The sequence below is a fragment of the Paracoccus aminovorans genome (genome assembly GCF_001546115.1).
Taxonomy (GTDB): domain Bacteria; phylum Pseudomonadota; class Alphaproteobacteria; order Rhodobacterales; family Rhodobacteraceae; genus Paracoccus; species Paracoccus aminovorans_B.
The window spans coordinates 1,436,455-1,460,823 of sequence record NZ_KQ955208.1; the positions used below are offsets into that span (position 1 = coordinate 1,436,455).

At 71.9% G+C, this 24,369-nt stretch carries 21 protein-coding genes; 10 read left to right on the forward strand and 11 right to left on the reverse strand.

Annotation, left to right across the window (positions count from 1 at the left end):
• Positions 1 to 34: 34 nt before the first annotated feature.
• From ASV56_RS07440 to ASV56_RS07455, 4 genes are all read left to right on the forward strand, one after another.
• Positions 35 to 538, forward strand: a complete 504-nt coding sequence (locus tag ASV56_RS07440; protein WP_062561417.1) for a DUF2478 domain-containing protein — start codon at positions 35 to 37, stop codon at positions 536 to 538.
• Positions 535 to 774: a sulfurtransferase TusA family protein gene (locus ASV56_RS07445; protein ID WP_062561418.1), complete on the forward strand. Its 240-nt coding sequence runs from the start codon at positions 535 to 537 to the stop codon at positions 772 to 774. Before ASV56_RS07440 ends, ASV56_RS07445 begins: the two co-directional genes overlap by 4 nt.
• Positions 767 to 1,690, forward strand: coding sequence for an AEC family transporter (locus ASV56_RS07450; protein WP_062561419.1), 924 nt, complete (start codon positions 767 to 769; stop codon positions 1,688 to 1,690). The genes ASV56_RS07445 and ASV56_RS07450 overlap by 8 nt, the downstream gene beginning before the upstream one ends.
• A gap of 64 nt (positions 1,691 to 1,754) precedes the next feature.
• A complete protein-coding gene (locus ASV56_RS07455; protein WP_062561420.1) occupies positions 1,755 to 2,552 on the forward strand; it encodes a crotonase/enoyl-CoA hydratase family protein in 798 nt (265 codons plus the stop codon).
• Here the strand turns inward: ASV56_RS07455 and ASV56_RS07460 are convergent.
• Positions 2,549 to 2,881, reverse strand: coding sequence for a DUF2794 domain-containing protein (locus ASV56_RS07460; RefSeq protein ID WP_062561421.1), 333 nt, complete (start codon positions 2,879 to 2,881; stop codon positions 2,549 to 2,551). The two genes, ASV56_RS07455 and ASV56_RS07460, sit on opposite strands and share 4 nt — an antisense overlap.
• A gap of 88 nt (positions 2,882 to 2,969) precedes the next feature.
• Positions 2,970 to 3,542, reverse strand: a complete 573-nt coding sequence (locus ASV56_RS07465) for a cytochrome b (RefSeq protein WP_062561422.1) — start codon at positions 3,540 to 3,542, stop codon at positions 2,970 to 2,972.
• Positions 3,543 to 3,695: 153 nt separating this feature from the next.
• Here ASV56_RS07465 and ASV56_RS07470 point away from each other — a divergent pair, with 153 nt between their 5' ends.
• Positions 3,696 to 7,556, forward strand: coding sequence for a non-ribosomal peptide synthetase (locus ASV56_RS07470; protein WP_062561423.1), 3,861 nt, complete (start codon positions 3,696 to 3,698; stop codon positions 7,554 to 7,556).
• Here the strand turns inward: ASV56_RS07470 and ASV56_RS07475 are convergent.
• Together ASV56_RS07475 and ASV56_RS07480 are read right to left on the reverse strand one after the other, a co-directional pair.
• Positions 7,531 to 7,797: a hypothetical protein gene (locus tag ASV56_RS07475; RefSeq protein WP_062561424.1), complete on the reverse strand. Its 267-nt coding sequence runs from the start codon at positions 7,795 to 7,797 to the stop codon at positions 7,531 to 7,533. The two genes, ASV56_RS07470 and ASV56_RS07475, sit on opposite strands and share 26 nt — an antisense overlap.
• Before the next feature lie 54 nt (positions 7,798 to 7,851).
• A complete protein-coding gene (locus tag ASV56_RS07480) occupies positions 7,852 to 8,685 on the reverse strand; it encodes an alpha/beta hydrolase (RefSeq protein WP_062561425.1) in 834 nt (277 codons plus the stop codon).
• A gap of 141 nt (positions 8,686 to 8,826) precedes the next feature.
• Here ASV56_RS07480 and ASV56_RS07485 point away from each other — a divergent pair, with 141 nt between their 5' ends.
• From ASV56_RS07485 to ASV56_RS07500, 4 genes are read left to right on the forward strand one after another with little or no spacing between them, the layout of a single operon-like run.
• On the forward strand, positions 8,827 to 10,233 hold the full coding sequence (locus ASV56_RS07485) for a Vgb family protein (protein WP_062561426.1): 1,407 nt from the start codon (positions 8,827 to 8,829) through the stop codon (positions 10,231 to 10,233).
• 57 nt (positions 10,234 to 10,290) lie between these two features.
• Complete coding sequence (locus ASV56_RS07490) at positions 10,291 to 11,385, forward strand: ABC transporter substrate-binding protein (RefSeq protein ID WP_062561427.1); 1,095 nt, start codon at positions 10,291 to 10,293, stop codon at positions 11,383 to 11,385.
• The gene (locus ASV56_RS07495) at positions 11,382 to 12,416 is read left to right on the forward strand and encodes a FecCD family ABC transporter permease (RefSeq protein ID WP_062561428.1); all 1,035 of its coding nucleotides are present in this window, start codon (positions 11,382 to 11,384) and stop codon (positions 12,414 to 12,416) included. The genes ASV56_RS07490 and ASV56_RS07495 overlap by 4 nt, the downstream gene beginning before the upstream one ends.
• The gene (locus ASV56_RS07500) at positions 12,416 to 13,192 is read left to right on the forward strand and encodes an ABC transporter ATP-binding protein (RefSeq protein WP_062561429.1); all 777 of its coding nucleotides are present in this window, start codon (positions 12,416 to 12,418) and stop codon (positions 13,190 to 13,192) included. Before ASV56_RS07495 ends, ASV56_RS07500 begins: the two co-directional genes overlap by 1 nt.
• Here ASV56_RS07500 and ASV56_RS07505 read toward each other — a convergent pair.
• The 7 genes from ASV56_RS07505 to ASV56_RS07535 all read right to left on the reverse strand — a co-directional run bounded on the left by ASV56_RS07505 (position 13,189) and on the right by ASV56_RS07535 (position 21,809).
• Positions 13,189 to 14,616, reverse strand: a complete 1,428-nt coding sequence (locus ASV56_RS07505) for an inorganic phosphate transporter (protein ID WP_062561430.1) — start codon at positions 14,614 to 14,616, stop codon at positions 13,189 to 13,191. The two genes, ASV56_RS07500 and ASV56_RS07505, sit on opposite strands and share 4 nt — an antisense overlap.
• An 8-nt stretch (positions 14,617 to 14,624) precedes the next feature.
• The gene (locus ASV56_RS07510; RefSeq protein ID WP_062561431.1) at positions 14,625 to 15,083 is read right to left on the reverse strand and encodes an NUDIX hydrolase; all 459 of its coding nucleotides are present in this window, start codon (positions 15,081 to 15,083) and stop codon (positions 14,625 to 14,627) included.
• Positions 15,080 to 15,511 carry an alternative ribosome rescue aminoacyl-tRNA hydrolase ArfB gene (gene arfB, locus ASV56_RS07515; RefSeq protein WP_062561432.1) on the reverse strand — a complete coding sequence of 144 codons (432 nt, stop codon included), beginning with the start codon at positions 15,509 to 15,511 and terminating at the stop codon, positions 15,080 to 15,082. The genes ASV56_RS07510 and arfB overlap by 4 nt, the downstream gene beginning before the upstream one ends.
• A gap of 66 nt (positions 15,512 to 15,577) precedes the next feature.
• Positions 15,578 to 17,629 (reverse strand): penicillin-binding protein 1C, encoded by a 2,052-nt coding sequence (gene pbpC / locus ASV56_RS07520; protein WP_082724812.1) that lies wholly within the window; start codon positions 17,627 to 17,629, stop codon positions 15,578 to 15,580.
• Positions 17,630 to 17,797: 168 nt separating this feature from the next.
• Positions 17,798 to 18,952, reverse strand: a complete 1,155-nt coding sequence (locus ASV56_RS07525) for a YcjF family protein (RefSeq protein WP_437435912.1) — start codon at positions 18,950 to 18,952, stop codon at positions 17,798 to 17,800.
• A gap of 6 nt (positions 18,953 to 18,958) precedes the next feature.
• Positions 18,959 to 20,326: a YcjX family GTP-binding protein gene (locus ASV56_RS07530; RefSeq protein WP_062561433.1), complete on the reverse strand. Its 1,368-nt coding sequence runs from the start codon at positions 20,324 to 20,326 to the stop codon at positions 18,959 to 18,961.
• Between the two features lie 58 nt (positions 20,327 to 20,384).
• Positions 20,385 to 21,809 carry a calcium-binding protein gene (locus tag ASV56_RS07535; protein WP_062561434.1) on the reverse strand — a complete coding sequence of 475 codons (1,425 nt, stop codon included), beginning with the start codon at positions 21,807 to 21,809 and terminating at the stop codon, positions 20,385 to 20,387.
• Between the two features lie 107 nt (positions 21,810 to 21,916).
• Between ASV56_RS07535 and hrpB the strand changes: the two genes are divergently transcribed.
• Positions 21,917 to 24,334 (forward strand): ATP-dependent helicase HrpB, encoded by a 2,418-nt coding sequence (gene hrpB / locus ASV56_RS07540; protein WP_062561435.1) that lies wholly within the window; start codon positions 21,917 to 21,919, stop codon positions 24,332 to 24,334.
• The last annotated feature ends 35 nt before the right edge of the window (positions 24,335 to 24,369 follow it).

The following is a 24,369-nucleotide window of genomic DNA, read 5'->3' on the forward strand; positions in this document are numbered from 1 at the left end:
CTATTCTGGCCGCCTGAACCGTCACGGAGGCATCATGCTGGGCTTCGTCACCATCGCCGAGGGCGCCGGCGCCGCCGACCGCCTGCTGGCCGCCACCGCCGAGACCCTGCAGGCGCGCGGCTTGCGGCTGGCCGGCGCCGTCCAGCACAATATCGAACGCGCCGACCGCGACTGCGACATGCAGCTGCGCATCCTCGGCACCGATGCGGTGATCGGCATCACCCAGGACCTCGGCACCTGCTCGGAAGGCTGCCGGCTGGACGGCGGCGCGCTGGCCCAGGCCGTGGCCTTGGCCGAATCGGTGCTGGCGCGGGGCGCCGACCTGGTCATCGTCAACAAGTTCGGCAAGCAGGAATGCTTCGGCAACGGCTTCCGCGCCTTCATCGCCGAGGCGCTGGCCCAGGGCATCCCGGTGCTGCTGTCGGTCGCGCCCGAGCAGCTTGCGGGCTTTCACGACTTCGCCGGCGAACTGGCCGAGCCCGTCGCCCCCGAGGCGGCGATGCGCTGGTGCGAGACCCGCACCCGGGCGGCAGCGTGAGCGAACGGATCGACGCGCGCGGCCTTCTGTGCCCGCTGCCGGTGCTGCGGCTCAGGAAGCGCCTGCTGGCCCTGCCGCCGGGCGCGCGGGTCACGCTCCTGGCGACCGACCGCGCCGCGCTGATCGACGTGCCGCATTTCTGCGCCCAATCCGGCCACCTCCTGCTGGAAACCGTCGAGACCGCGCCGGGCCAGACCGAATATACCGTGGAACGCGGCCCGCACGGCGATGCTTGAGATCTTTCTCAAGACCCTGCCGTTCTTCCTGCTGATCGGCACCGGCTGGGCGGCCGGGCGCAGCGGCGTCTTCCCGGCCGAGGCGACCGCCTGGCTGACCAAATTCGTCTTCTACTTCGCGCTGTCGGCCATGCTGTTCCGCTTTGCCGCGACGCTGGACGTGGCCAGCCTCTTTGACCCGCGCTTTGTCGCGGCCTATCTGGCCGGCTCGCTCGCGGTCTGGCTGATCGGCTTCGCCGTCGCCCGCGCCAGGGGCGAAACCCTCGCCGCCAGCGCCATGGAGGCGCATACGGCGATGACCGGCAACACCGGCTTCCTGGGTGTGCCCATGCTGGTGGTCCTGCTGGGCGAGCGCGCGGTCGGGCCGGTGCTGATGGTGCTGACCATCGACATGGTGGTGTTCTCGACACTGATCACGCTGATCGTCACCGCGGCGCGGCAGGGCCGGATCGGGCTTGGCACGGTCATGCCGCTGGCGCGCGGCATCATCGCCAATCCGATGATCGTCTCGATGCTGGCGGGGCTGGCCTGGGCCGGGGCGCATCTGCCGATGCCGCGCCCGGCAGAGGAATTCCTGGCGCTGCTCGGCGCCGCCGCCACGCCCGGCGCGCTTTTCGCCATCGGCGCCAGCCTGGCCGGGCGCGGCGCGGAACGGCCGGGGCCGGCGATCTGGCTCAGCTTTGCGAAACTGGTGCTGCATCCCTTGGCGGTGGGCGCGGCGGCGCTGCTGGTCTTTCACGTCGAGCCCTTCGCCGCCGGCGTCATGATCGCGGCGGCCAGCCTGCCGGTCGCGGGCAATATCTATATCCTGGCGCAATATTTCGGCGTGGCGGTGCAGCGCGTCTCGACCGCGATCCTGATCTCGACCGCCGCCGCCATCGTCACCCTGCCGCTGGTGATCCTGCTGGTCCACTAGGCCCTCGACCGCGAGGAAATGAACGGATATTCAATTCCTGCGAGACATCCAAGGGGACCCCGCCATGCCGGATATTTCCGAACTGCACCTTCAGAACCTACTCTTCGACATGGACGAGGACGGCGTCGCCACCGTGACGCTGAACCGCGCCGCCAAGCGCAATGCGCTGGACGCCCGGACCATCGAGGAGCTGGTGGCGCTGTTTTCCGCCTTGCCCGCCGCGGGGGCCCGCGCCGTGGTGCTGCGCGCCGAGGGCCCGCATTTCTGCGCCGGGCTGGACCTGGTCGAGCATGGCCGCGCCGAACGCAGCCCGGCCGAGTTCATGCGCCTCTGCCTGCGCTGGCACGAGGCCTTCAACAAGATCGAATACGGCGGCATCCCGGTCGTGGCCGCGCTGAAGGGCGCGGTGGTCGGCGGCGGGCTGGAACTGGCCTCCTCGGTGCATATCCGCGTCATGGACGAGACCACCTATTTCGGCCTGCCCGAGGGCCAGCGCGGGCTTTTCACCGGCGGCGGCGCCACCATCCGCGTGCCGCGCCTGATCGGCCAGGCGCGCATGATCGACATGATGCTGACCGGCCGGCTGTATGCCGGGGACGAGGCGGTCGCGGTCGGCCTGGCGCAATACCGCGTCCAGGACAGCGAGGCCAAGGCGCTGGAGATCGCCCGCCGCGCCGCGCAGAACACGCCGCTGTCGAATTTCGCCATCTGCTCGGGGATATCCCACATGCAGAACATGTCCGGGCTGGACGCGGCCTATGCCGAGGCGACGCTGGCGGGCATCGTCAACACCCAGGACGCGGCCAAGGGGCGGCTGGACAGTTTCGCGCAGGGCACAGCGGTCAAGATCCGGCCGGATTAATCGACCGGGCGGATCAGCTTCTTTTCCAGCACCCGCAGCACCACGGGCAGGTCGTGGCCGCGCTTCAGGATGCGGCCGTCCATGCCGATCACCGCATATTGCCCCTGCGCCGCCCGCAGCCGGGGCCGCTTTTCGATGCGATACAGCGGATGTTCGGCGGCACGGCGAAAGACCGAGAAGACCGCGGCCTCGCGCAGGAAGGACATGGCATAGTCGCGCCATTCCCCCGCCGCCACCATGCGGCCGTAAAGCGACAGGATCACGCCCAGCTCGGCCCGGTCGAAGGCCACCCGATCCTGATCCGCGTTGAAGCCGAAGGGCATGTTCATGTCGCAATGGTGACACCCCGCCTGCGCGCAGGCAATGAAAAAGGGCGGCTGCGCGCCGCCCCGGCCGGAATGCCCGCGATCTGTGCCCTTAAAGACCCGCCCGCCGGCGCCCCGCCATGCGGGCCAGCGTGCCGTCGCGCCACATGCCCTCGTGCAGCCCGACCATGACGACATGGCCGGCAATCAGCGCCAGAAGCAGCCAGCCCAACTCGCCATGCAGCGCCTCGCCGGCGCGGACCATCCAGCCGATCTCGGGCAGCTGCGGGGCAAAGACCTGGAAGCCGAAGGGCGCGAAGCCCCGCTCGGAGCCATAGGCGCGCAGCAAGGCCGCGACCGGCACGATCGCCATCACCGCGTAAAGCAGCAGGTGGCCGAAGCGCGCCGCCAGCCCCAGGGCGCCCGCGCCATGGTCGGGCCGGTGGCCGCGGTTGGCAAAGGCCCAGGCGAGCCGCAGCGCGATCAACAGGAACAGCACCGTGCCGACCTTCTGATGCGAGCCGACGAAGACCGCCGCGACCGGGTGCCGGCCCAGCGCCAGTTTCAGCCCCATGCCGACGAACTGCCAGGCCAGCAGCGCCGCGATGCTCCAGTGCAGCAACCGCGTCACCTTGCCATAGACCCGGTCGGTATCGCGCAGCGGCAGGTTGGGGATGGAGGTCATGCTGGCTCCTGGCGGGCAAAGTTGACTAATTTCCTTAGCGACATTATGGGCCTATCCCCGAGCGGGCAAGTCCTGCAAACCCTCGCGCGGGGTAACATGGTCGTCAGGACCGTGGATCGCCGTTTCCCGTGCCCCAGCCAAGGCAGGACCGCCATGAACGCAGCACAGCGCGACGACCCCAGCAGGACGGGCTGGCCGCTGACCGAGCCGCAGCAGGGCCTGTGGTATGTCCGGGCGCTGGACCCGGCAAACCCGATCCTGAACACCGGGCAATATCTGGAACTGACCGGACCGCTGGACCGCGACGCGCTGGCCCAGGCGGTGACGCGCACCATCGCCGAAAGCCCGGCGCTGAGCCTGCGCTTTCGCGACGGCGCCGAGGGGCCGCGCCAATGCGTCGGCCTGCCGCCGATCCTGGGCTTTGCCGACCTGACCGCCCAGCCCGCGGCCGAGGCGCAGGCCATGGCGCAGATGCTGGCCGACAGCCGGCGCGCCCTCGACCTGGCGCAGGAGCCCGCCGCCGCCTTCACCCTGATCGCGCTGGGGTCCGATCGGCATTTCCTCTACGAGCGCATCCATCACCTGGCCATCGACGGCTATGGCATGGTGCTGGTCACCAACCGCATCGCCGCGCATTACGCCGCCCTGCTGGGCCGGGCGCCCGAGCCCGAGCCCTTCGGCCCGCTGGCGCTGGCGCTGGAGGAGGATGCGGCCTGGCGCGCCTCGCCCCGGCGCGCGGCCGACCGCGACTGGTGGCACGCGCAGCTGGCCGACCTGCCCGAGGTCACCGGCCCCGCCCCCGGCCGTGCCGTCAGCGGCCCCGAGTTCCTGCGCGATTCCCGGCAGGTGCCGGCGGCGCTGCTGGACCGGCTGGCCGGGCATGCCGCGCAGCACCGGCTGGGCTGGCCCGACGTGCTGAACGCGCTTTGCGGCGCCTATCTGGCGCGCTGGACCGGCGGCGAGGCGGTGATCGGCCTGCCCTTCATGGCCCGGATGGGCCGCAAGATCGCCCAGGTGCCCTGCATGGCGATGAACGTGCTGCCGCATCGGCTGCGGCTGGACGAGGACGCGCCGCTGCCCGAATGGCTGGCGGCGCAGTCGAAGGCCATGGCGCAGGGCCGCCGCCACGGGCTTTACCGCAGCGAACTCTTGCGCCGCGAACTGGGCCTGGTCGGCGGCACCCGCCGGCTTTATGGCCCGATCGTGAATGTGCAACCCTTTGACCGCGCGCCGGAATTCCCGGGCCTGGACTGCCGGCTGCATATCCTGGGCGCGGGCGCCGTCGATGACCTGACGCTGACCTTCCGCGGCGATCCGGCCTCGGGGATGATATTCGAGGTCGACGCCAACCCGGCGCTTTACGCATCGGACGAGGTGCGCGGCCATGGCGACCGGCTGCTGGCCTTCATCGCCGCCGCGCTCGAGGCCCGGACGCTGGCCGAGGTGCCGACCGCCAGCCCTGCGGAGATCGCGCTTTTCGCCGCCCGCTCTGACGCGACCCGCCACCCGCTGCCCGACACCACGCTGACCGCGCTGATCGAGGCGCAGATGGCCGCCACGCCCCAAGCGCCCGCGCTGAGCTTCGGCACCGAGACACTGAGCTTTGCCGCGTTGGACCGCCGCAGCGCCGCGCTGGCCGGGGCATTGGCGGCCCGCGGCGCCGGGCGCGACCGCATCGTCGCCGTGGCGCTGGAGCGTTCGCTGGAGCTGCCGCTGGCGCTGCTCGCCACGCTGCGCGCCGGGGCGGCCTATCTGCCGCTCGACCCCGAGCATCCGCCCGACCGCATCGCCCGCATCCTGGCGCTGGCGCAGCCGGTCGCGGTCCTGACCACGCCGGATCTGGCGCCTCTGTTCCCGCCCGGCACGCCGTTGATTTTCCCGGAAGATTGGCCCGCCGAGGGACAGGTCGCCGCCGATCCGCGCCCCGGCGATCTGGCCTATGTGATCTTCACCTCGGGCTCGACCGGCGAGCCCAAGGGCGTCGCCGTCGAGCATCGCGCCATCGTCAATCGCCTGATGTGGATGCAGGCGCATTACGGCATCGCCACCGACGACCGCATCCTGCAAAAGACCCCCGCGACCTTCGACGTCTCGGTCTGGGAGTTCTTCCTGCCGATGATCGCCGGGGCCGAGCTGGTCATGGCCCCGCCCGGCGCGCATCGCGACCCGGCAGCCATCGCCAGGGCGATCCGCGACCGCGGCATCACCACCTGCCATTTCGTGCCCTCGATGCTGTCGGCCTTCCTGGCCTCGCCCGCCTCGCAGGGGCTGGCGATGCGGCGCATCTTCTGCTCGGGCGAGGAACTGACGGCGGACCAGCGCGACCGCTTCCATGCCCGCATGACGGCGGAACTGCACAACCTCTACGGCCCGACCGAGGCGGCGGTCGATGTCAGCTATTGGCCCGCCGCGCCCGAGGACCGCTCGAACCCGATCCCGATCGGCTTTCCGGTCTGGAACACCGCGCTGGCGGTGCTGGACGACCGCATGCGCCCGGTGCCGCCGGGGCTGGCTGGCAACCTGTATCTGGGCGGCGTGCAGCTGGCGCGCGGCTATCTGGGCCGGCCCGACCTGACGGCGGAACGCTTCATCGACAGCCCGCTGGGCCGGCTCTACGCCACCGGCGACCTGGCGCGACTGCGGCCGGACGGGGCGGTGACCTACCTCGGTCGCTCGGACCACCAGGTCAAGATCCGCGGCCTGCGCATCGAACTGGGCGAGATCGAGGCCGCGATCATGGCATCCGGCCTGGCGCGCGAGGCGGTGGTGATGGCGCGCGAGGATCACGCCGGCGAAAAGCGCCTGGTCGCCTATCTGGTGCCGGGCCCCGACTACCGCCCCGGCCTCTTGGCCGAGCGGCTGGCGGGATCGCTGCCCGGCTATATGGTGCCCTCGGCCGAGGTGGCGCTGGCGGCGCTGCCGGTCACCGCGAACGGCAAGCTGGACCGCAAGGCGCTGCCGGCACCGGAGTTCTCTGCCGCCGGCCGCGCTGCCGCCGGCCCGACCGAAGAGCTGCTGGCCGGGCTGTTCCAGCAGATCCTGCACCTGGACGCCCCCGCCCCGGCCGAGGCGGATTTCTTTGCGCTCGGCGGCGATTCGCTGTCCGCCGTGCGGCTGGCGCAGGCGCTGGAGCAGGCGACCGGCCGCGACCCCGGCCTGGGCACGATCTTTGAAAACCCGATCCTGGCCGCGCTGGCCGCCGCGCTGGAGGCGCAGGGGCCGCGCGACGACGGGCTGGGCCCGGTGATCCTGCTGGCCGAGGGCGCAGCCGAGGCCGCGCCGCTGTTCCTGATCCACCCGGCCGGCGGGCTGGCCTGGGGCTATCGCACACTGGCGCGGCTGATCGCGCCGGCGCGGCGGGTTTATGGGTTGCAGCATCCGGGGTTGGACCCGGCCGCGCCGATGCCGGACAGCCTGTCGGCGCTGGCGCAGGATTATGCCCGGCGCGTCGCCGAGCTGGTGCCGCAGGGGCCGGTGCACCTGGCCGGCTGGTCGGTCGGCGGCATCCTGGCGCAGGACATCGCGGTGATCCTGGCCGGCATGGGCCGCGAGGCGGGGCTGGTCGCCATGCTGGACAGCTATCCCGCCGACGCCTGGCGCAACGAGCCCGAGCCCGATCCGGTCGCCGCCCTGCGCGCGCTTCTGGCCATCGCCGGCTACGACCCCGAGGGCCACCCGGAACTCGACAGCCGCGACAAGGTCGTGGCCTTCCTGCGCCGGGGCGACAGCGCGCTGGGGGCCTTGCCGCAACAGGTGCTGGACGGCGTGGTGCGCACCGTCACCGCCACCAACCGGCTGATCCGGGCGCATCATCACCGCCGCCTTGCCGGCACGGTGACGCATTTCCGCGCCGCGCTGGACCACAAGGACCGCAACCTGCACCCCGAGATGTGGGCACCTCATGCCGGCGCGGTCGAGGTGATCGACCTGCCCTTCCTGCATGCCGGGATGACCTCGGCCGAAGCCTCGGCCCTGATCGCGCCGGAACTCAACCGCCGGATGACGCAGGGCTAGACGTCGGACCCGGCACCGCGCCGGTTCCGCCGGAAAGACCAGGGAAGGCCAGCGCGAACACGCCGCTGGCCAGCCCGCCGATCAACCAGGCGATCCCCAGCAGCAATGCGTTCGCATCCGATTGCAGTTCGGCAATGCCGCGCGAGTAATAATAGCCCGGCAGCCCTTCCTGGATCTGGACCAGGCCAAGGCAGCACAGGACCACCCCCAGCAGGACCAGCGCAAATCTGACGATCGCCATTCCGAATCTCCTTACTTTCTGCCGCCAGATGAGCGCGAAAGCCTGAAGATCCAGTTAAGCCGCGGCGGCGAAGGGCAGCGCCAGCGGGAAAGACCCGGCAAGGGTCTGGATATGGATATGCTCGCGCAGCACATGCACCTGGGCGTCATGGCCGGGATGGGCGCGCAGGTCGGCGATGAATTGCATGGTCGCGGGCGCCGGGCCGTCCGGTGGCGGGCCGTCGCTGCCCGAGCGCTTCTCGCGGTCGCCCAGCGCCACCAGCAGCGGCAGCGTGGCGGGCGCCGCGGCCTGCGCGACGCGGCGGATCAGCCCCTCGTCCCACCAGATCGAGGGGCTGATCGCCGCATAGCGCGCAAACCCCTCCGGGCGCGCCAGCAGCGCGTAAAGCGTGAAGAGCCCGCCGAAACTGTGGCCCCAAAGCGTGCGGCGGGCCGGATCGACCGGCAAGCCGGCCTCGGCCGCGGCGCGCAGGGGGCCGGTCAGGCGGTCGTGGAAGATCGCGGCGCCGCCGGCCGTGCGGCCCTGATGCACAGGATCGGGACGCAGCCCGTCGCCCGGCCCGTCCGGCGCGGTGAAATCCAGCGTGCGCAGCTCGCGTGCGAACTGGCGGTCGATGTCATAGCCGACGCCGACCAGCACCAGGCCGGGCGCCAGCGCCAGATGCTCGGGCGTCAGGAAGTCGAAGGCGGCGTTGCCGTCCAGCATGTAGAGCACCGGCCAGCCCCCGGCCGGCGCCGGCGCCTTGGGCACGGCCAGGAACAGCCGGTGCCCCGGACCCACGTCGACGACCCGCTGCGACAGGTCATGCGTCGGCGCCCCGGTCTGGAAGATCTGCAAGCCCGCCTGCCCCTGCGCGTGCCCCGGTCCAACCTTGCCGAATTGCGACATTTCGCGACATCCTTTTCTGCCCGCATCCCCTTTGCCCCGGTGCGTCTTAGTTGACAAGGACTGTCGGAAATATAGGTTGCCCGGCGAATGAAGCCAGCCCAAGCGGTCAGCGATCCCCGTCCGTCCTTGCAGGAGTTTCCCATGACCACCCCATCCCGCCCCTCGATCCGCGCGCTGCTGGGCGCCTCGGCGCTGACCCTGTCGCTGCTGGCCGGCCCGGCCCTGGCCGAGACCATCTTCACCAAGCCGCTGGTGAGTTTCGCCGGCGATGTCGGCGTCGGCGGCGTCGAGCGCGCCCCGGTCGTCAAGGGCGGCAAGGCGGTGATCGAGGGCGAAGACCTGATCCCCGGCCAGACCGTCACCCTGCTGCGCGGCGCCAAGCCCCTGAACGCCGAGCCGATCAGCATCGGCCAGGACGGCAAGTTCAGCTTCCCGCTGGACATCGACGCCGAGGCCGAGACCGGCTTGCAGCCCATCGTCGTCGTGACCGAGAACCCGGCTTCGGCCGAGGTGGTCGAGCTGAAGATCTCGCCCGAGGTGCCGGTCGGCGGCGCCGAGAAATACACCATCGCCAGCGAGCCGGTGGTGCGCGGCCTCTACCAGGTGCGGCTGAACGGCGCGGGCGACGCGGTCTTCGTGACCAGCGCGGTCGGCCGGCCCCCGGTCAAGGAATCGAAGCTGGTCAAGATCGACCCCGAGACGCTGAAGATCCTGGCCGAGATCACCCCCGGCGCCGCCCCCGCGCGCCCGGACGGCAGCGACGGCGGGCTGTTCGCCGTCTATGGCGTGGACGTGGACGATGCCAACGGCAATGTCTGGGTGACCAACACCCGCCAGGACACCGTCGCGGTCTACAAGCAGTCCGACCTGTCGCTGGTCAAGCAGTTCGAGCCGGGCGCCGTGCCGCATGCCCGCGACGTGGTGGTCGATGAGGCCAACGGCCGCGCCTATGTCGCCGCGACCGGCGCGCCCGAAATCAAGGTCTTCGACATCAAGACGCTGGAGCCGCTGGAGCCGATCGTCATCAAGTCGGGCGTGCGGGGCGAGGAATTCTCGACCATGGCGCTGGACATCGACGAGACCGGCGGCAAGCTGGTCACCGTCAGCATCGCCACGCCCGAGGCCGCGCTGGTCGACCTGAAGTCGGGCGAGGTCAAGGTCATCCCGCTGCCGGGCGTCAAGGCCGCCTCGGGCGTGGCCTATGACCCGCAGGACGGGCTGATCTTCGTCGCCTCGCAGGCGACCGACAACCTGTTGATCGTCAAGGCGGAAACCGGCGAGGTGCTGCATGATGTCGCCGTGGGCGCCGGGCCGCTGAACGTCGCCTTCGAGCCCAAGGGCCGGTTGGCCTATGTCGCGAACCGCGGCGCCGGCACGATCACCGTGGTCAACCCGCAAGGCGAGATCGTGGCGAACCTCGATGCCGGCAGCATGCCGAACCAGCTGCGCGCCGACCAGAACGGCAATGTCTGGGCGGTGAACAAGTCCAAGGGCGAAGGCGACGAGGCCGGCGACCGCATCTGGCGCATCGCCCCGGTTGCCGAGTAAAAGGGCCCGGACCGCGGGGCGCGACGGCGCGCCCCGCCTCTCCTGAGGACCGACGCCATGACCCTGACCCGCGCCCTGCTGGCCGCCCTTGCCCTGATCTCCTCGCTGGCCGCGGCCCGCGCGGATGTGACGGCGACCGACATCCTGGGGCGCGAGGTCACCCTGCCCAAACCGGCCGAGCATGTCGTCTTGGCCGAGGCGCGGCATCTGGCGGTTCTGGGGCTGATCCATGACGATCCGGTGGCGCTGGTTTCGGGCTGGCGGCTGGCGCGGGCGCTGGACGAACCGACGCTGGCGGCCTATCGCGCGAAATTCCCAAACCTCGACCAGATCAAGCCGGTCGGCGCCGGCGCGCGCGGCCTGTCGGCCGAGGCGATCATTGCGCTGCATCCCGACCTGGTGGTGTTGACGCTGGTCGACCAGAACGACCCGGCGACCGACCTGGCCCGCCAGCAGATCGAGGCCGCGGGCATCCCGGTCGCCTATGTCGATTTCTTCTCGCATCCGCAGGAGAACTCGATGCCCAGCCTGCGCATCCTGGGCAAGCTGACCGGCGCCGAGGAGCGCGCCGAGGAATTCGCCGAATTCTACGAAACCCGGCTGGACCGCATCCGTGACCGCCTGCCGCCGCAGGTGCCGCGTCCGCGCGTGTTCTTCCACGTCCATGCCGCGCCGACCGGCTGCTGCGCCACCGTGGGCACCGGGGTGTTCCACGATTTCATCACCACGGCGGGCGGCGCGAACATCGGCAACGAGACCGTGAAGACCGTGCAGGGCAATGTCAGCCTGGAAGCGCTGATCGCCGCCGACCCGGACGTCTATGTCGCGACCGGCGGCACGCATATGGCGGCGCGGGGCGGGCTGGTGCTGGGCTCGGGCGTCGATGCCGAGACGGCGCAGGCCAGTTTCGACGCGCTGGTCTCGGCGCCCGGCTTCTCGGCGCTGCGGGCGGTGCAGGACGGCCGCGCGGCCGGCGTCTGGCATATGTTCAACGATTCGCCGGTGCATATCGCGCTGATCGAATACCTGGCCAAGACCTTCCACCCCGACCTGTTCCAGGACGTGGACCCGAATGCCACCCTGGCCGAGATCAACGCCCGCTTCTCGCCCGTGACCGTGCCGGGCACCTGGTGGGTGACCAAGGCGCAATGACCACGGACACGCTGGAACGCTATCACCGGCAGGGCCGGCGCCACGCGGTGCTGGTCGGCGTGCTGGCCGTCGCGGCGCTGGCCGCGTTGCTGCTGGATCTCGTGACCGGCCCGGCCGGCCTGCCGCTGTCCGATACGCTGCGGGCCCTGACCGGCGGCGAGGTCGCGCGCGGCACCGAGGTCATCGTCTGGGCCGTGCGCCTGCCCGTGGCCTGCATGGCGCTGCTGGTCGGCGCGGCGCTGGCGCTGGCCGGGGCCGAGATGCAGACCGTGCTGGAAAACCCGCTGGCCGAGCCCTTTACCCTGGGCGTCTCGGCCTCGGCCGCGCTGGGCGCCGCCGTCGCCATCGTCCTGGGCCTGACCATCCCCGGCCTGCCGCCGGTCTGGAGCGTCTCGGGCAATGCCTTCCTGTTCGCGTTGGGCGCCCTGGCGCTGCTGCAACTCCTGGGCCGCATCCGGGGCGGCGGGCCCGAGGTGCTGATCCTTTTCGGCGTGGCGCTGAACTTCACCGCCGCCGCGCTGCTGTCGCTGGTGCAGTTCATGGCCTCGGCCGATGCCCTGCAACAGCTGGTGTTTTGGACCATGGGCAGCCTCGCCTCGGCGCAATGGCCGGGCGTCGCGATGCTGGTCGTGGTGCTGGTCGCGGCGGTGCCGTTTTCCTTTCGCGCCGCCTGGCGGCTGACCGCGCTGCGGCTGGGCGAGGACCAGGCGCGCAGCTTCGGCGTCGATGTGACCGGGCTGCGGCGCTGGACGCTGTTCCGTGTCAGCCTGCTGTCGGCCGCCGCCGTGTCCATGGTTGGGGTGATCGGCTTCGTCGGCCTGGCCGGTCCGCATATCGCGCGAATGCTGGTGGGCGAGAACCACCGCGTCTTCCTGCCCGCCAGCCTCTTGACCGGGGCGCTGGTCATGTCGCTGGCCTCGACGCTGTCGAAGACGCTGGTGCCCGGCGTGCTGCTGCCGGTCGGGCTGGTCACCTCGCTGATCGGCCTGCCGATCTTCTTCGCGCTGATCCTGCGCGGGCGGAGGCGCTGATGCAGGGCTTGCTGGCGCAGGGCATTTCGGTCCGCTTCGGCGCGCGTCCCGTGCTTCAGGGGCTGGACCTGCCGCTGCTGCGCCCGGGCGAGGTCACGGTGCTGGCCGGCCCCAATGCCGCAGGCAAGTCGACCCTGCTGCGCGCCATCGCGCAATTGCAGCCGCATGGCGGCCGGGTGGTGCTGGACGGGCAAGACCTGGCGCATATGCCGGCCCGGGATCGCTCGCGGCTGGTCGGCTTCATGCCGCAGACCCTGCCCGGCGCCTCGTCGCTGGTGGCGCTGGAAAGCGTGATCGCGGCGCTGCGGGCCGGGGCGACCATCGGCGCCCGCCAGGCCGACCACGCCGCCTTGGCGGTGATGGAGACGTTGGGCATCGCCGCCCTGGCGCTGGAGCCGCTGTCGGCGCTGTCGGGCGGGCAGCGCCAGATGGTCAGCCTGGCCCAGGCCATCGTCCGCGACCCGCGCCTGCTGCTGCTGGATGAGCCGACCTCGGCGCTGGACCTGGCGCGTCAGGTGCGGCTCCTGTCGGAACTGCGCCGGCTGGCGGGCGAGGGGCGGATCGTTGTCGCGGTGCTGCACGACCTGGCGCTGGCGGCGCAATGGGCCGACCGGATCGTGCTCTTGCACGACGGCCATACCCATGCCGAGGGCCGGCCCGAAGACGTGCTGACCCCGGCCCTGCTGGCGCAGGTCTATGGCGTCGAGGCCCGGGTCGAACGCTGCTCGCGCGGGCGGATCATGGTGCTGATCGACGGCGAGCACGCCCCGGGTTAGAGCAGCCGCCCGATCCAGACCAGCGCCGCCGCCAGCGCCGCCGCCGCCGGCACGGTGATCAGCCAGGCCCCCAGGATCATCCGCATGTAGGAGCGCCGCACCAGGTGGCGCCGCCTTCGTTCTTCGTCCGGCAGCGCGGGCCGGGCGGCGGCCAGCCGGCGGTCGCGCCATTCGCGATAAAAGCCGATGCCGAAGACGCCGCCCACGGCGATATGCGTGGTCGAGACCGGCAGCCCCGCCGCCGAAAACCCCAGCACCGTGGCCGAGGTGGCGAGCGAGATGCACAGCGCCCGCGCCGCGCTCAGCCTCGTGATCTTGCTGCCGACCATATGCACCAGCCGGCGCCCGAACAGCAGCACCCCCAGCGCGATGCCCATGCCGCCCAAGAGCAGCACCAGCCGGCCCTGCGGCAGCAGCGCGGTCCGGGTCGGCAGGCTGTCGAGGATGATGCCCAGCGGCGCCGCGACGTTCGAGGTGTCGTTCGAGCCATGCGCGAATCCCATGACCATCGCCGCCGTGACCAGCGGCACGCCCAGCAGCTTCTTCAGCGCCAACTGGTCGCCGCGATTGGCCGCGATCTCGCGCTGCAGGCGCAGCCGGGCATAGGCCCAGCCGGCAGCACCGGCGCCAAGGCCCAGCGCCAGGATGGCGACCAGCGGCAGCCCGTGCCAGGCCACCCCCGCCATCGAGCCCAGCAGCGCCGTGGTCAGCGCCACCATGACCGGCAGCCAGACCCGGCCGGCGGCGACCCGGTCCGCGCGGTCGATGACGCGGTTGCGCAGCGCCGCCAGGAACAGCGCCGCCAGCGCGCCCGAGATCAGCGGCGAAACCACCCAGCCGATGGCGATCATGCCAAGCTCGGGCCAGTTCACCGCGCCGGGGCCGAAGCTGGCGAGCCCGGCGCCGGCGATGGCGCCGACGACCGAATGGGTGGTGCTGACCGGCGCGTCGAGCCAGGTCGCCAGCGTGATCCAGCCCCCCGCCGCCAAGAGCGCGGTCAGCATCATGCGCGCCGTCGCCTCGCCCTGGCCCAGCGCGTCGCCGACCAGCCCCTCGGTCAGGGTCTGGGTGACCGAGCCGCCGGCAATCACCGCGCCCAGCACCTCCATCACCGCGACCAGCACCAGGCCGGTGCCCATGCCGATCGCCCCCGCGCCCACGGCGGGGCTGAGCGAGTTCGACACGTCGTTGGCGCCGATCGACAGCGCCAGCCAGGCCGCGACCGCCATGGCGGCGGCGACGATGCCCAGCGCCGGCTGGCCGGCAAAGATCGCCGTCGCGGCATAGGCGGCCGCGGCCATGAAGATCAGCGCCAGCCCCAGGCGAAACACCGGGCGGCCGGATTGCAGCATCGCCCGCTCGCTATGGGTGACGCGGCGCAAGTCCTTGTCCAGCGTCCGATATTCCCGGGTATAGCGCGCCATGCCCCGCGTCACGATCCGGCGGCGGCGGGCAGCGCCCGCAAGATCTGCTGCAGCCCCGGCTCGGCCACCATCCGCGCCGCCTCGGCGGGCGGGAACCAGCGTCGATCGCGCTGCTCGGCCTCGGGATAGTCCTCGGCCAGGCTCTCGACATACAGCGGAAATACCCGCACCTCGACCGGGATGGCGAAGCCGCGCTCCTGGTCCTTGTCATAGCGATAGCGGCCGATCTCGCCGGGCCCGGCGCGGCCGCGCACGCCGGCCTCCTCCCAGGCCTCCTGCATGGCGGCGCCGGCCAGGCTGCGGCCGGGCATGGGCCAGCCCTTGGGCACGATCCAGCGCCCGGTGCCGCGGCTGGTCACCAGCAGCACCTGGCCGGTCGCCTCGTCCAGGCACAGCGCGGCGACCTGCATCTCGGGCGGGCGGCGGCCCAGCAGGCGGGCCAGCCTGTCGCGGAACTCGACGATCATTCGCCGCCCTCCGCGTCGCGGATGCGGGTGCGGCCGGCCTTGACCTCGCCGCGCTGGGTCTTGGCGGCCAGGCGGCGGCGCTGGCTGCCCAGCGTCGGGCGCGTGGGGATGCGCTTGCGCGGCGCGACCAGGGCCTGGCGGATCAGCTCGGCCAGCCGCTCGCGCGCCAGCTCGCGGTTGCGGGCCTGGCTGCGGGTCTCTTCGGCGCGGATCAGCACGGCGCCGTCCAGCGTCCAGCGCCGGCCCGCCAGCCGCTTCAGCCGCGCCTTGACCGGTGCGGCCAGATGCGGCGAGCGCTCGGCCTCGAAGCGCAGCTCGACCGCGGTCTCGACCTTGTTCACGTTCTGCCCGCCCGGTCCCTGAGACCGGGTGAATTGCTCGGACAGCTCCCATTCCTGGATCGTGATCTGGTCGTTGATATGCAGCATGGTCGGAATATGTCGCAAAATCCGGTTAAGAAAAGGTCAAGCGAATCACGAAACGCGCAAATCGCGTCAGTGCAACCGTATTGTCGCAGTCGCCGAGGCGCCATCGGCATCGACCACCGTCAGGCGGGCAAAGCCGGGACCGGGATCGGGCAGCTCGGCCCAGGGCTGCGGCCGGGCGATGGCGGCGGGCGCGCCATTCAGCAGAAAGGTCCAGGGCGCGCGCCCGCCCCGCGCCTTGGCGGTCAGCGGCCCGCGCCGTTCCAGCTCGGCCCCGTCCGGCGGATAGGTCAGGCGCAGCGCATCGGGACCGGCCGGACGGGCGGCGGCGGCGCTGGCCTCGCCCGGGGCGGCAAAGCGGCGCAGGGGCAGCGGCAGCGCGCTGTTCGGCAGCGTCAGCGCTTGCGGCGGCGGCGGCGGCAGCGCGACCGAGGGCAGCGCGTCGAACAGGTCGAACAGCACCGGCGCCGCCAGGTCGCCGCCAAAGCCGCCCGGGACCGGCGTGCCATCCGGCCGGCCCAGCCAGACCGCGCCGACATGCGCCCCGTCAAAGCCCACCGCCAGCGCGTCGCGAAACCCGTAGGAGGTGCCGGTCTTATAGGCCAGCACCCGCTGCCGCACCCCATGCGGCGCCGGGCTTGAGGCCAGGACATGGCCGACCTGCCAGGCCGCGACCGGGCCGAACATCGGCGCCTGCCCGGCCGCCGCGCCGCCGGGCAGCGCCGACAGCGTGATGCCGCGCCCGCCCCGCGCCAGCGCGGCATAGCCCTGCGCCAGCCCCTCCAGCGTCACCCCGGCCCCGCCCAGCACCACGGCCAGGCCCGGCGCATCGCCCGCCAGCCGCAGCTCGACCCCGCCGCGCCGCAGGGCCTGGGCGATGCGGTTCGGTCCGACCGCATCGGCCAGCTTCACCACCGGGATGTTCAAGGACCAGATCAGCGCGTTCTTCAGGCTGACCGTGCCGCGGAAATGCTTGTCGAAATTCTGCGGCTGCCAGCGGCCGAAGGCGGTCGGGCGGTCCTCGATCAGCGTCTCGGGATGCGCCAGCCCGTCGTCGAAGGCGAGGCCATAGACAAAGGGCTTCAGCGTCGAGCCCGGGCTGCGCCAGGCCCGCGTCATGTCCACGAAACCGGCCGAGGCGCCGTCGGTCCAGTCCGCCGCCCCGACCTCGGCCAGGATCTCGCCCGTCCGGTGATCGGCCAGCACCACGGCCGCCGACAGCCGCCGCCCGGCGCCGCGCACGGCGCGCGAGGCCAGCTCCTCGGCCCGGCGTTGCAGGCGCGGGTCGATGGTGGTCTCGATCCGGCTGGCGCCGGGATGCTCGCGCATGAGCCGCGCTGCCAGCAGCGGCGCCAAGGCCGGAAAGGCACGGCGCGCGCGCGGCACCGGCTCGGCCATCGCCGCCCGGGCATCGGCGGCCGAGATCAGCCCGGCCGCCGCCGCCCGCGCCAGCACCCGGTCCCGCGCCGCCTTGGCGACCAGCGGAAAGCGGTCGGGCCGCCGCGCCTCGGGCGATTGCGGCAGGGCGACCAGCAGCGCCGCCTGCGCCGGGCTCAGCCGGCGCGGCTCCTTGCCGAACCATTGCAGGCTGGCAGCGCGAATGCCCTCGACATTGGCGCCATAGGGGGCGAGGCGCAGATACAGTTCCAGAATCTCGCGCTTGCCCAGATGCCGCTCCAGCGCCAGCGCCAGCCGCAACTGCCGCAGCTTGCCGGCCCATTGCCCGGTCGGCCCGGATTCGATCAGCCGCGCCACCTGCATGGTCAGGGTCGAGCCGCCCGAAACCACCCGCCCATGCCGCAGCGCCTGCCCCGCGGCACGCAGCATCGCCAAGGCGTCGACACCGTCATGGCGCTGGAAGCGCCGATCCTCCCACAGCAGCAGCAGGTCCAGGAACAACGGATCGACCGGCCCGGCGTCCAGCCGCCAGCGCCCGTCGGCCACCTGGAACGGCCGCAGCAAGCTGCCGTCCCGCGCCACCACCTCGACGCCGACCGCCACCTCGAGCCGCGGCAGCACGGTCGCATCGACCCAGGCGTCCAGCCGGTCGCGCAGCCCGGCGCCCAGCCCCAGCAGCAGCACGAGAGACATCAGAAGCAGGGCAAGGCGGCGCGATCTCATGATCGAACCATACGCCAGTGCCACGGCGCGGGAAACGGCCGCTTCTTTGCTCTGAAAATACCCAAACGGCGGCGCAGATGCGCGCGGCCGGATGGGTATTTGGGGAGCAAAGAAGACGGCAGGCCCTGCGCGTTTCACCGTTTCCCAAATACTCCAGCAACGGGGCGCCTAGCGCGGCTCGTCCTCGCCGAACAGCCCCTTCAGCCCGCGCGCGATCAGGTTGCCGACCTTGGGGCGTGGCTGGTGGATGAAGGGCAAGGGCCGGCAGACCTCCATCGCGGCAATGCCGACGCGGGCGGTCAGCGCCCCGTTCACCACGCCCTCGCCGAAGCGTTTCGAGACCTTGGCCAGCAGGCCGCCGCCGGCGACGGTATGGATCAGGTCGTCCCCGGCCGCGACGGCGCCGGTCGCGACCAGATGCGTCATCACCGTGCGCGCCAGCCGCCAGCCGCCGACGGCACCGGCGCGGCCGCCATAGATCTCGGCCATGCGCCGGATCATGCGCAGGTTCGCCGCCAGCGCGGCGAAGACATCGGCCAGCGCCAGCGGGATCAGCGCGGTGGCGGCGGCCACGGTGCGGGCGGCGGCCTCGATCTCGCGCCGGGCCTGCTGGTCCAGCGGGGCCAGCAGCTCGCCCTCGGCCAGGGCGATCAGCGTCTCGGGGTCATAGGCTTCGGATTTGCGCTCCTTGAGCCGGGTCAGGCCCCATTCCAGCTCGGGCCGGGCGCGATAGAGGCTCTCCATCCGCCCCACCACCTGCTGCGCCGCCGCCAGATCGCCCGAGGCCAGCGCCGCACCGGCGGCGCGGTTGATGCCGTCGATGGCGCCGAAGCGCGCCCAGGCCCGGTATTCGCGGAACGCCATGGCCAGCGCCGCCAGGCAGAACAGCACCATCAGCCCGATGCCGATCCAGCCGAGCAGCGGATAGGCGTTCAGCAGGTCGGTCAGATAGCGCAGCGCCGCCACCGACAACAGGAAGGTAAAGAGCGCCACCCCGGTATTCAGGAAGAACCGCGTCAGCCGCGACGGGCCGGCGCCGACCAGCCGCGCCACCATCTGCATGGTGCGGGGCTGCGGCAGCGGCGCGAGCGGACCGTCCTCGATTGCCGGGGCATCGGCGGGCGAGGGCGCCGCGCCCTCGCGCGTCTCGCTGCGCGGCGCACGCCGGTCGCGGCGGTCGCCCGAAGGCGGCAGCGGCGGCGTCTCGGGCATGACCTGGGCCATGGCCTCGGGCTCGGAGGGCGCGGCATCGGGGGCGGTCTCCATCTCGATCAGGACCGGCCCGCGCCGTTTCGCGAGGTCTTTCGGGGGTTCAGCCATCATGCCTCCTCAGATCCGGTCGCCGATCAGGAATTCCGCCGCCCGGTCCAGCCGGATATGCGGCGGCCCGTCGCCCGGGCGCAGCGTGGCCGGCGCCGGGGCGAAGTCCATGATCGCATAATCACCGTCCAGCCAGCGCGCAGCACCTTGGCTTGCCGGCACCAGCAGTTCGGCCGGGTTCGACGGCAGCTCGCCCGGATAGAAGGCCGCCTGCCGCCCGTCCATCAGCGTCCCGCGCACGGCGGGCAATTCCTCGCCGTCCTGGCGGATCATCTCCTCGGTGGTGCAGCGCAGCGAGGCGATGGACATGGCCTCGGTCCGCGCGCCCGAAAAATCGGCGCGGTCGCGCGCCTCGCGCAACATGGCGGCGGTGATCGCGGTCAGGCGCGGGTGCTGGATGTGATGCAGATGGTCGGCCTTGGTCGCGGCGAACAGGATGCGCTCGACCCGCCTTGTGCCCAGAAGCTGCGCCAGCCAGCCGGCGCGGCCGGGGCGGAAGGCGGTCAGGATGTCGGCCATGGCGCGGCGCATGTCCTCGACCGCCTGCGGCCCGGCATGGATGGCGCCCAGCACGTCCATCAGCACCACCTGCCGGTCGATGCGGGCGAAATGCTCGCGGAAGAACGGCCGCACCACCCGCGCCTTGTAGGCGCCGAAGCGGCGGGCGAATTCGCGGCCCAGGGCCGTGTCGCGCATCTGCTGCGGCAGCGGCGTGAAGGTCAGCGCCGGCGAGCCCTCCAGCTCTCCGGGCATCAGGAAGCGGCCGGGGGTGCAGTCCGACCAGCCGGCCTCGCGCGCCCGGTGCAGGTGGCTGGTATAGGCGGCGGCCAGCGCCTGCGCGGCGCCTTCCTCGAAACGCGCGGGATCGGTCGAGGCCAGCGCGGCCAGGAACTCCAGCGCGCCGGGGCGGCCCTTCATGCGGTCCAGAACCTCCTGCGACCAGGTGTCGAAGTCGCGCTCCATCAGCCGCAGGTCCAAGAGCCACTCGCCCGGATAGTCGACGATGTCGAGATGCAGCACCTGCGCGCCGCGCCAGCCGGCGATCAGGCCGCGCGGCTGCACCCGCAGCGACAGGCGCAGCTGGCTGACGTGGCGCGTGCCCTCGGGCCAATGCGGGTCGGGGCCGGTCATGGCGGCCAGATGGCGTTCGTAGTCGAAGCGCGGCACGGTGTCGTCGGGCTGCGGCTGCAGCCACGCCGCCTTCAGCGAGCCGTCCGCCGCCGCGCGCAGCGCCGGCATCCGGCCCCGGTCCAGCAGGTTCGCCACCAGCGAGGTGATGAACACGGTCTTGCCGGCGCGCGACAACCCCGTCACGCCCAGCCGGATCACCGGGTCGGAAATCCCCAGGCCCTGCATCAGATCGTCGGCAATTCCCATCCGGTCCCCCGCCTGTCGCCCGGCCAAGATATGCAGCCGGGCGGCGGATGTGTAGGGCTCAGGTATAGAGCGTCAGGTAGTTGTTGATCACCACGTCTAGCGAGTCGCGGTCCACCTCGTTGCCGTCGAGGTCGGTGAAGATGGTGTCATCGTCCAGCACCTCGCCGTCGCCCTCGCGGTATTCGCCCTCATGGATGCTGCCGTCGGACCATTCCTCGCGCCAGCGGTCGGTCTGGAAGCCGATGTTCAGGCCGGTGGCGTTCTCGATGCGCATGATCTCGGCATCGCCCAGGCGGATGACGGTGTCGCCGTCTTCCTCGATGACCGAGACATTGCCAAAGGGATCGGCCTCGGTGCCGGCCTCGGCGGGCGGGATGTTGACGCGCAGCCGGTCCTCGGCGGGGTCGAAATCGGTGACGGTCGCAGCGTCGCGGCTGTCCACGTAACCGTCGATGATGTCGGCGCCAGAGCCGCCGGTGATGGTGTCACCGCGGTCATAGCCGATCACGTCATCGCCGTCGCCGCCATCCAGGCTGTCGCTGGACGCACCGACGCGAAAGCGATAGCCATCCTGCGCCGTCATGGCATGGTTGCCCCAGGCATCGTTGCCGATGATGGTGTCATTGCCCGCGCCGCCGATCAGCGTGACCGAGCTGTCGTCGTGATAGTCATTCGTCAGCGTGTCATCGCCACCACCGCCATCGGCGCGCGAGCCCTCGCGGGCCACGAACTCCTCGTCCGAGGCATTGCCGGTGAAATCGGCACCGTCATGCAGGCGGAAGCGCAGCCCGTCCGCACCCTCGCCGCGCCCGGTCACCACATCGCCCCGGCCCAGCACGATCTCGCTGTCGGTCAGGCCGGCGACGTGAATGGTATCCGCCCCCTCGCCGCCGTTGATGACCATGTTCTCGCCCGAGACGCTGATGAGGTCGTCACCGGCATCGCCCAGCACCAGCGCGCCGCTGCCCGAAAGGATGATCTCGTCATTGCCCGCGCCGCCCCGGCCCAGCAAGGCGTAATCGCTGCGGCCATCGCGCAGGTCGCCCGGCTCGCTGTGCAGTTCCAGACGGTCGTCGCCGGCATCGCCGTCGGCATGGATGCCGCGCCCCGAGCCGATGATCGTATCCGCGCCATCGCCGCCGCGCGCCATGACGACGCCGGGCGGCACGCGGCCGGGCGCATCGGGATCCCAATCCCGCCAGGCGTTCCAATGGCCATCGTCGGTCGTCAGGTTGGTCGAGTCGTGATAATAGCCGGGATTGTCAGGCGAGCCGACCGTGATCCGGTCGTCGCCGTCACGCCCCATCACCCGGCCGCGAAAGCCCTCGGGCGCGGTCAGCGTGTCGTCGCCGGCGGTGCCGCCGGTCTGCGGCTCGGGTTCCGGTTCGGGCTCGTCCCGGTTGTCATCGTCATCATCCTGGAAAAGCTGACCAAAGGCCGCAGCCCCCAGCGGCACCAGCAGCAGCAGCAACCATTCGTTCATCGCAATCCCCTTCCGCTCAATGCGATCACGCAATCGCGAGATCCCGGCCGCTGTCAATGGGCTCGCGCTGGCCTTCCCCCGCCGTGGCGCTTTTGCCATAAGGCGCCATGCAACTGCCCATCGACGCCGTTCTGCCCGACCTCATCGCCGCGCTGTCGGCGCATGGCCGGGCCGTGCTGATGGCGCCCCCGGGCGCCGGCAAGACCACGCGCGTGCCGCTGGCGCTGCTGCCGGTCACCGCGGGCCGCATCCTGATGCTGGAACCGCGCCGACTGGCCGCCCGTGCCGCCGCCGCCCGCATGGCCGAGACGCTGGCCGAGCCCCTGGGCCAAAGCGTCGGCTATCGCATCCGCGGCGAATCCGTGCCGGGCAGCCGCATCGAGGTGGTGACCGAGGGCATCCTGACCCGGATGCTGCAATCCGACCCCGCGCTCGACGGCATCGGCTGCCTCATCTTCGACGAATTCCACGAGCGCAGCCTGAACGCCGACCTCGGCCTGGCGCTGGCATGGGAAGCGCGGGCGGCGCTGCGCCCGGACCTGATGCTGCTGGTCATGTCGGCGACGCTCGACGCCGAGCCGGTGGCGGCGCTGCTGGACGGCGCGCCGGTGATCCGCTCGGAGGGCCGCGCCTTTCCGGTCGAGACGCGCTGGCTGGACCGCCCCCTGCCCGCCGACGCGCGGCTGGTCCCCGAGGCCGCGCGACTGATCGCCGAGGCCGAGGCGGCGACGCGGGCCTTGGGCGGCACCGTCCTGGCCTTCCTGCCCGGCGAGGGCGAGATCCGCCGCACCATGGCCGCGCTGGACCTGCCGGCCGAGGTGGTGGCGCTTTACGGCGCCATGGAGTTCAAGGCCCAGCAGGCGGTGCTGCGCCCGGCGACGGGGCGGCGGGTGGTGCTGGCGACCTCGATTGCCGAGACCTCGCTGACCATTCCCGACGTCAAGGTGGTGGTCGATGCCGGCCGGGCGCGGCGGGCGCGCTTCGACCCCGGCTCGGGCATGTCGCGGCTGGTCACGGAGCGGGTCAGCCGGGCCGAGGCCGAGCAGCGCCGCGGCCGCGCCGGCCGGGTCGCGCCGGGGATCTGCTACCGCATGTGGGCGCGGGCCGAGGAAGGGGCGCTGCCCGCCTTCGCCCCGCCCGAGATCGCGGTGGCCGACCTGTCGGGGCTGGCGCTGGAGCTGGCGATCTGGGGATCGGACGGCGCCGACCTCGCCTTCCTGACCCCGCCGCCCGAGGCCGCGCTGGCCGAGGCCCGCGCCCTGCTGCGCGACCTTGGCGCGCTGGATTGGGGCGGGCGGATCACCGATCACGGCCGCCGGCTGGCCGCGCTGCCGCTGCATCCGCGGCTGGCGCATATGCTGGCCGTGGCCGGACGCAAGGCCGCCGACTTGGCGGCGCTGCTGGCCGACCGCGATCCGCTGAGCGGGGCTCCGGCCGATCTCGCGCCCCGGCTGGCGGCGCTACGCGACCTGCGCGCCTATCGCGACCGCCATCCCTGGCCGGTGAACGACGCTGCCTTGCACCGCATCCGCGACGAGGCAAAGCGCCTGCGCCGCATGGCCGGAAACGGGGCAGGCGACAGCGCCGACCTGTCGCCCGGCGCCATGGCGGCCTTGGCCTATCCCGACCGCATCGGCCAGCGGCGCCGGGACGACCAGCCGCGCTATGTGCTGTCGGGCGGCAAGGGCGCCGTGCTGCCCGAGGGCGACGCCATGGCCGCGCACCGCTTCATCGTCGCGACCGACCTCGACGGCGACACGCGCGAGGCCCGCATCCGCCTGGCCCTGCCGATCCATGAATCCGAGATCCGCGCGCTTTACGCGGGCCGCATCGAGACCGTCGAGGCGGTGGAATGGTCGCGCCGCGACAGCCGCGTGATCGCGCGCCGCCAGGAACGCCTGGGCGCACTGGTGCTGTCGGACCGGGCGCTGGATGCCCCCGATCCGCAGGCGCTCGCGCGCGCGGCTTTCGAGGGGCTGCGCCAGCACGGCCTGACCTGGACGCCCGGCGCCGCGCGGCTGCGGGCGCGGATCGCGCTGGTGCCGGACCTGGGGCCGGTCGATGACGCGAGCCTGCTGTCGGATCCCGACTGGCTGCTGCCCTGGCTGACCAAGGCGCGGACGCTTTCCGACCTGCGCGGGCTCGACCTGACCGAGGCGCTGAAATCCCGCATCGGCTGGGACGGCCAGCAGGCGCTGGACCGGGCGGCGCCCGCGCATTTCACCACGCCGCTGGGCCGCAAGGTCCCCATCGACTACGACCACGAGACGCCCTCGATCGAGCTGAAGCTGCAAGAGCTGTTCGGCGTCTCGCGCCATCCTACGGTCGGCGGGCGGGCGCTGCGCATTGCGATGCTGTCGCCGGGCGGCAAGCCCATCGCGGTGACGACCGACCTGCCGGGCTTCTGGGCCGGCGGCTATGGCGATGTCAGGAAGGACATGCGCGGCCGCTATCCGCGCCACCCTTGGCCCGAAAACCCGCTGGAGGCCGACCCGACCCTGCGGGCCAAGCCGCGCGGGACCTGACCCTCTTCACCATTTCCCAAATACTCCGGCGGCCG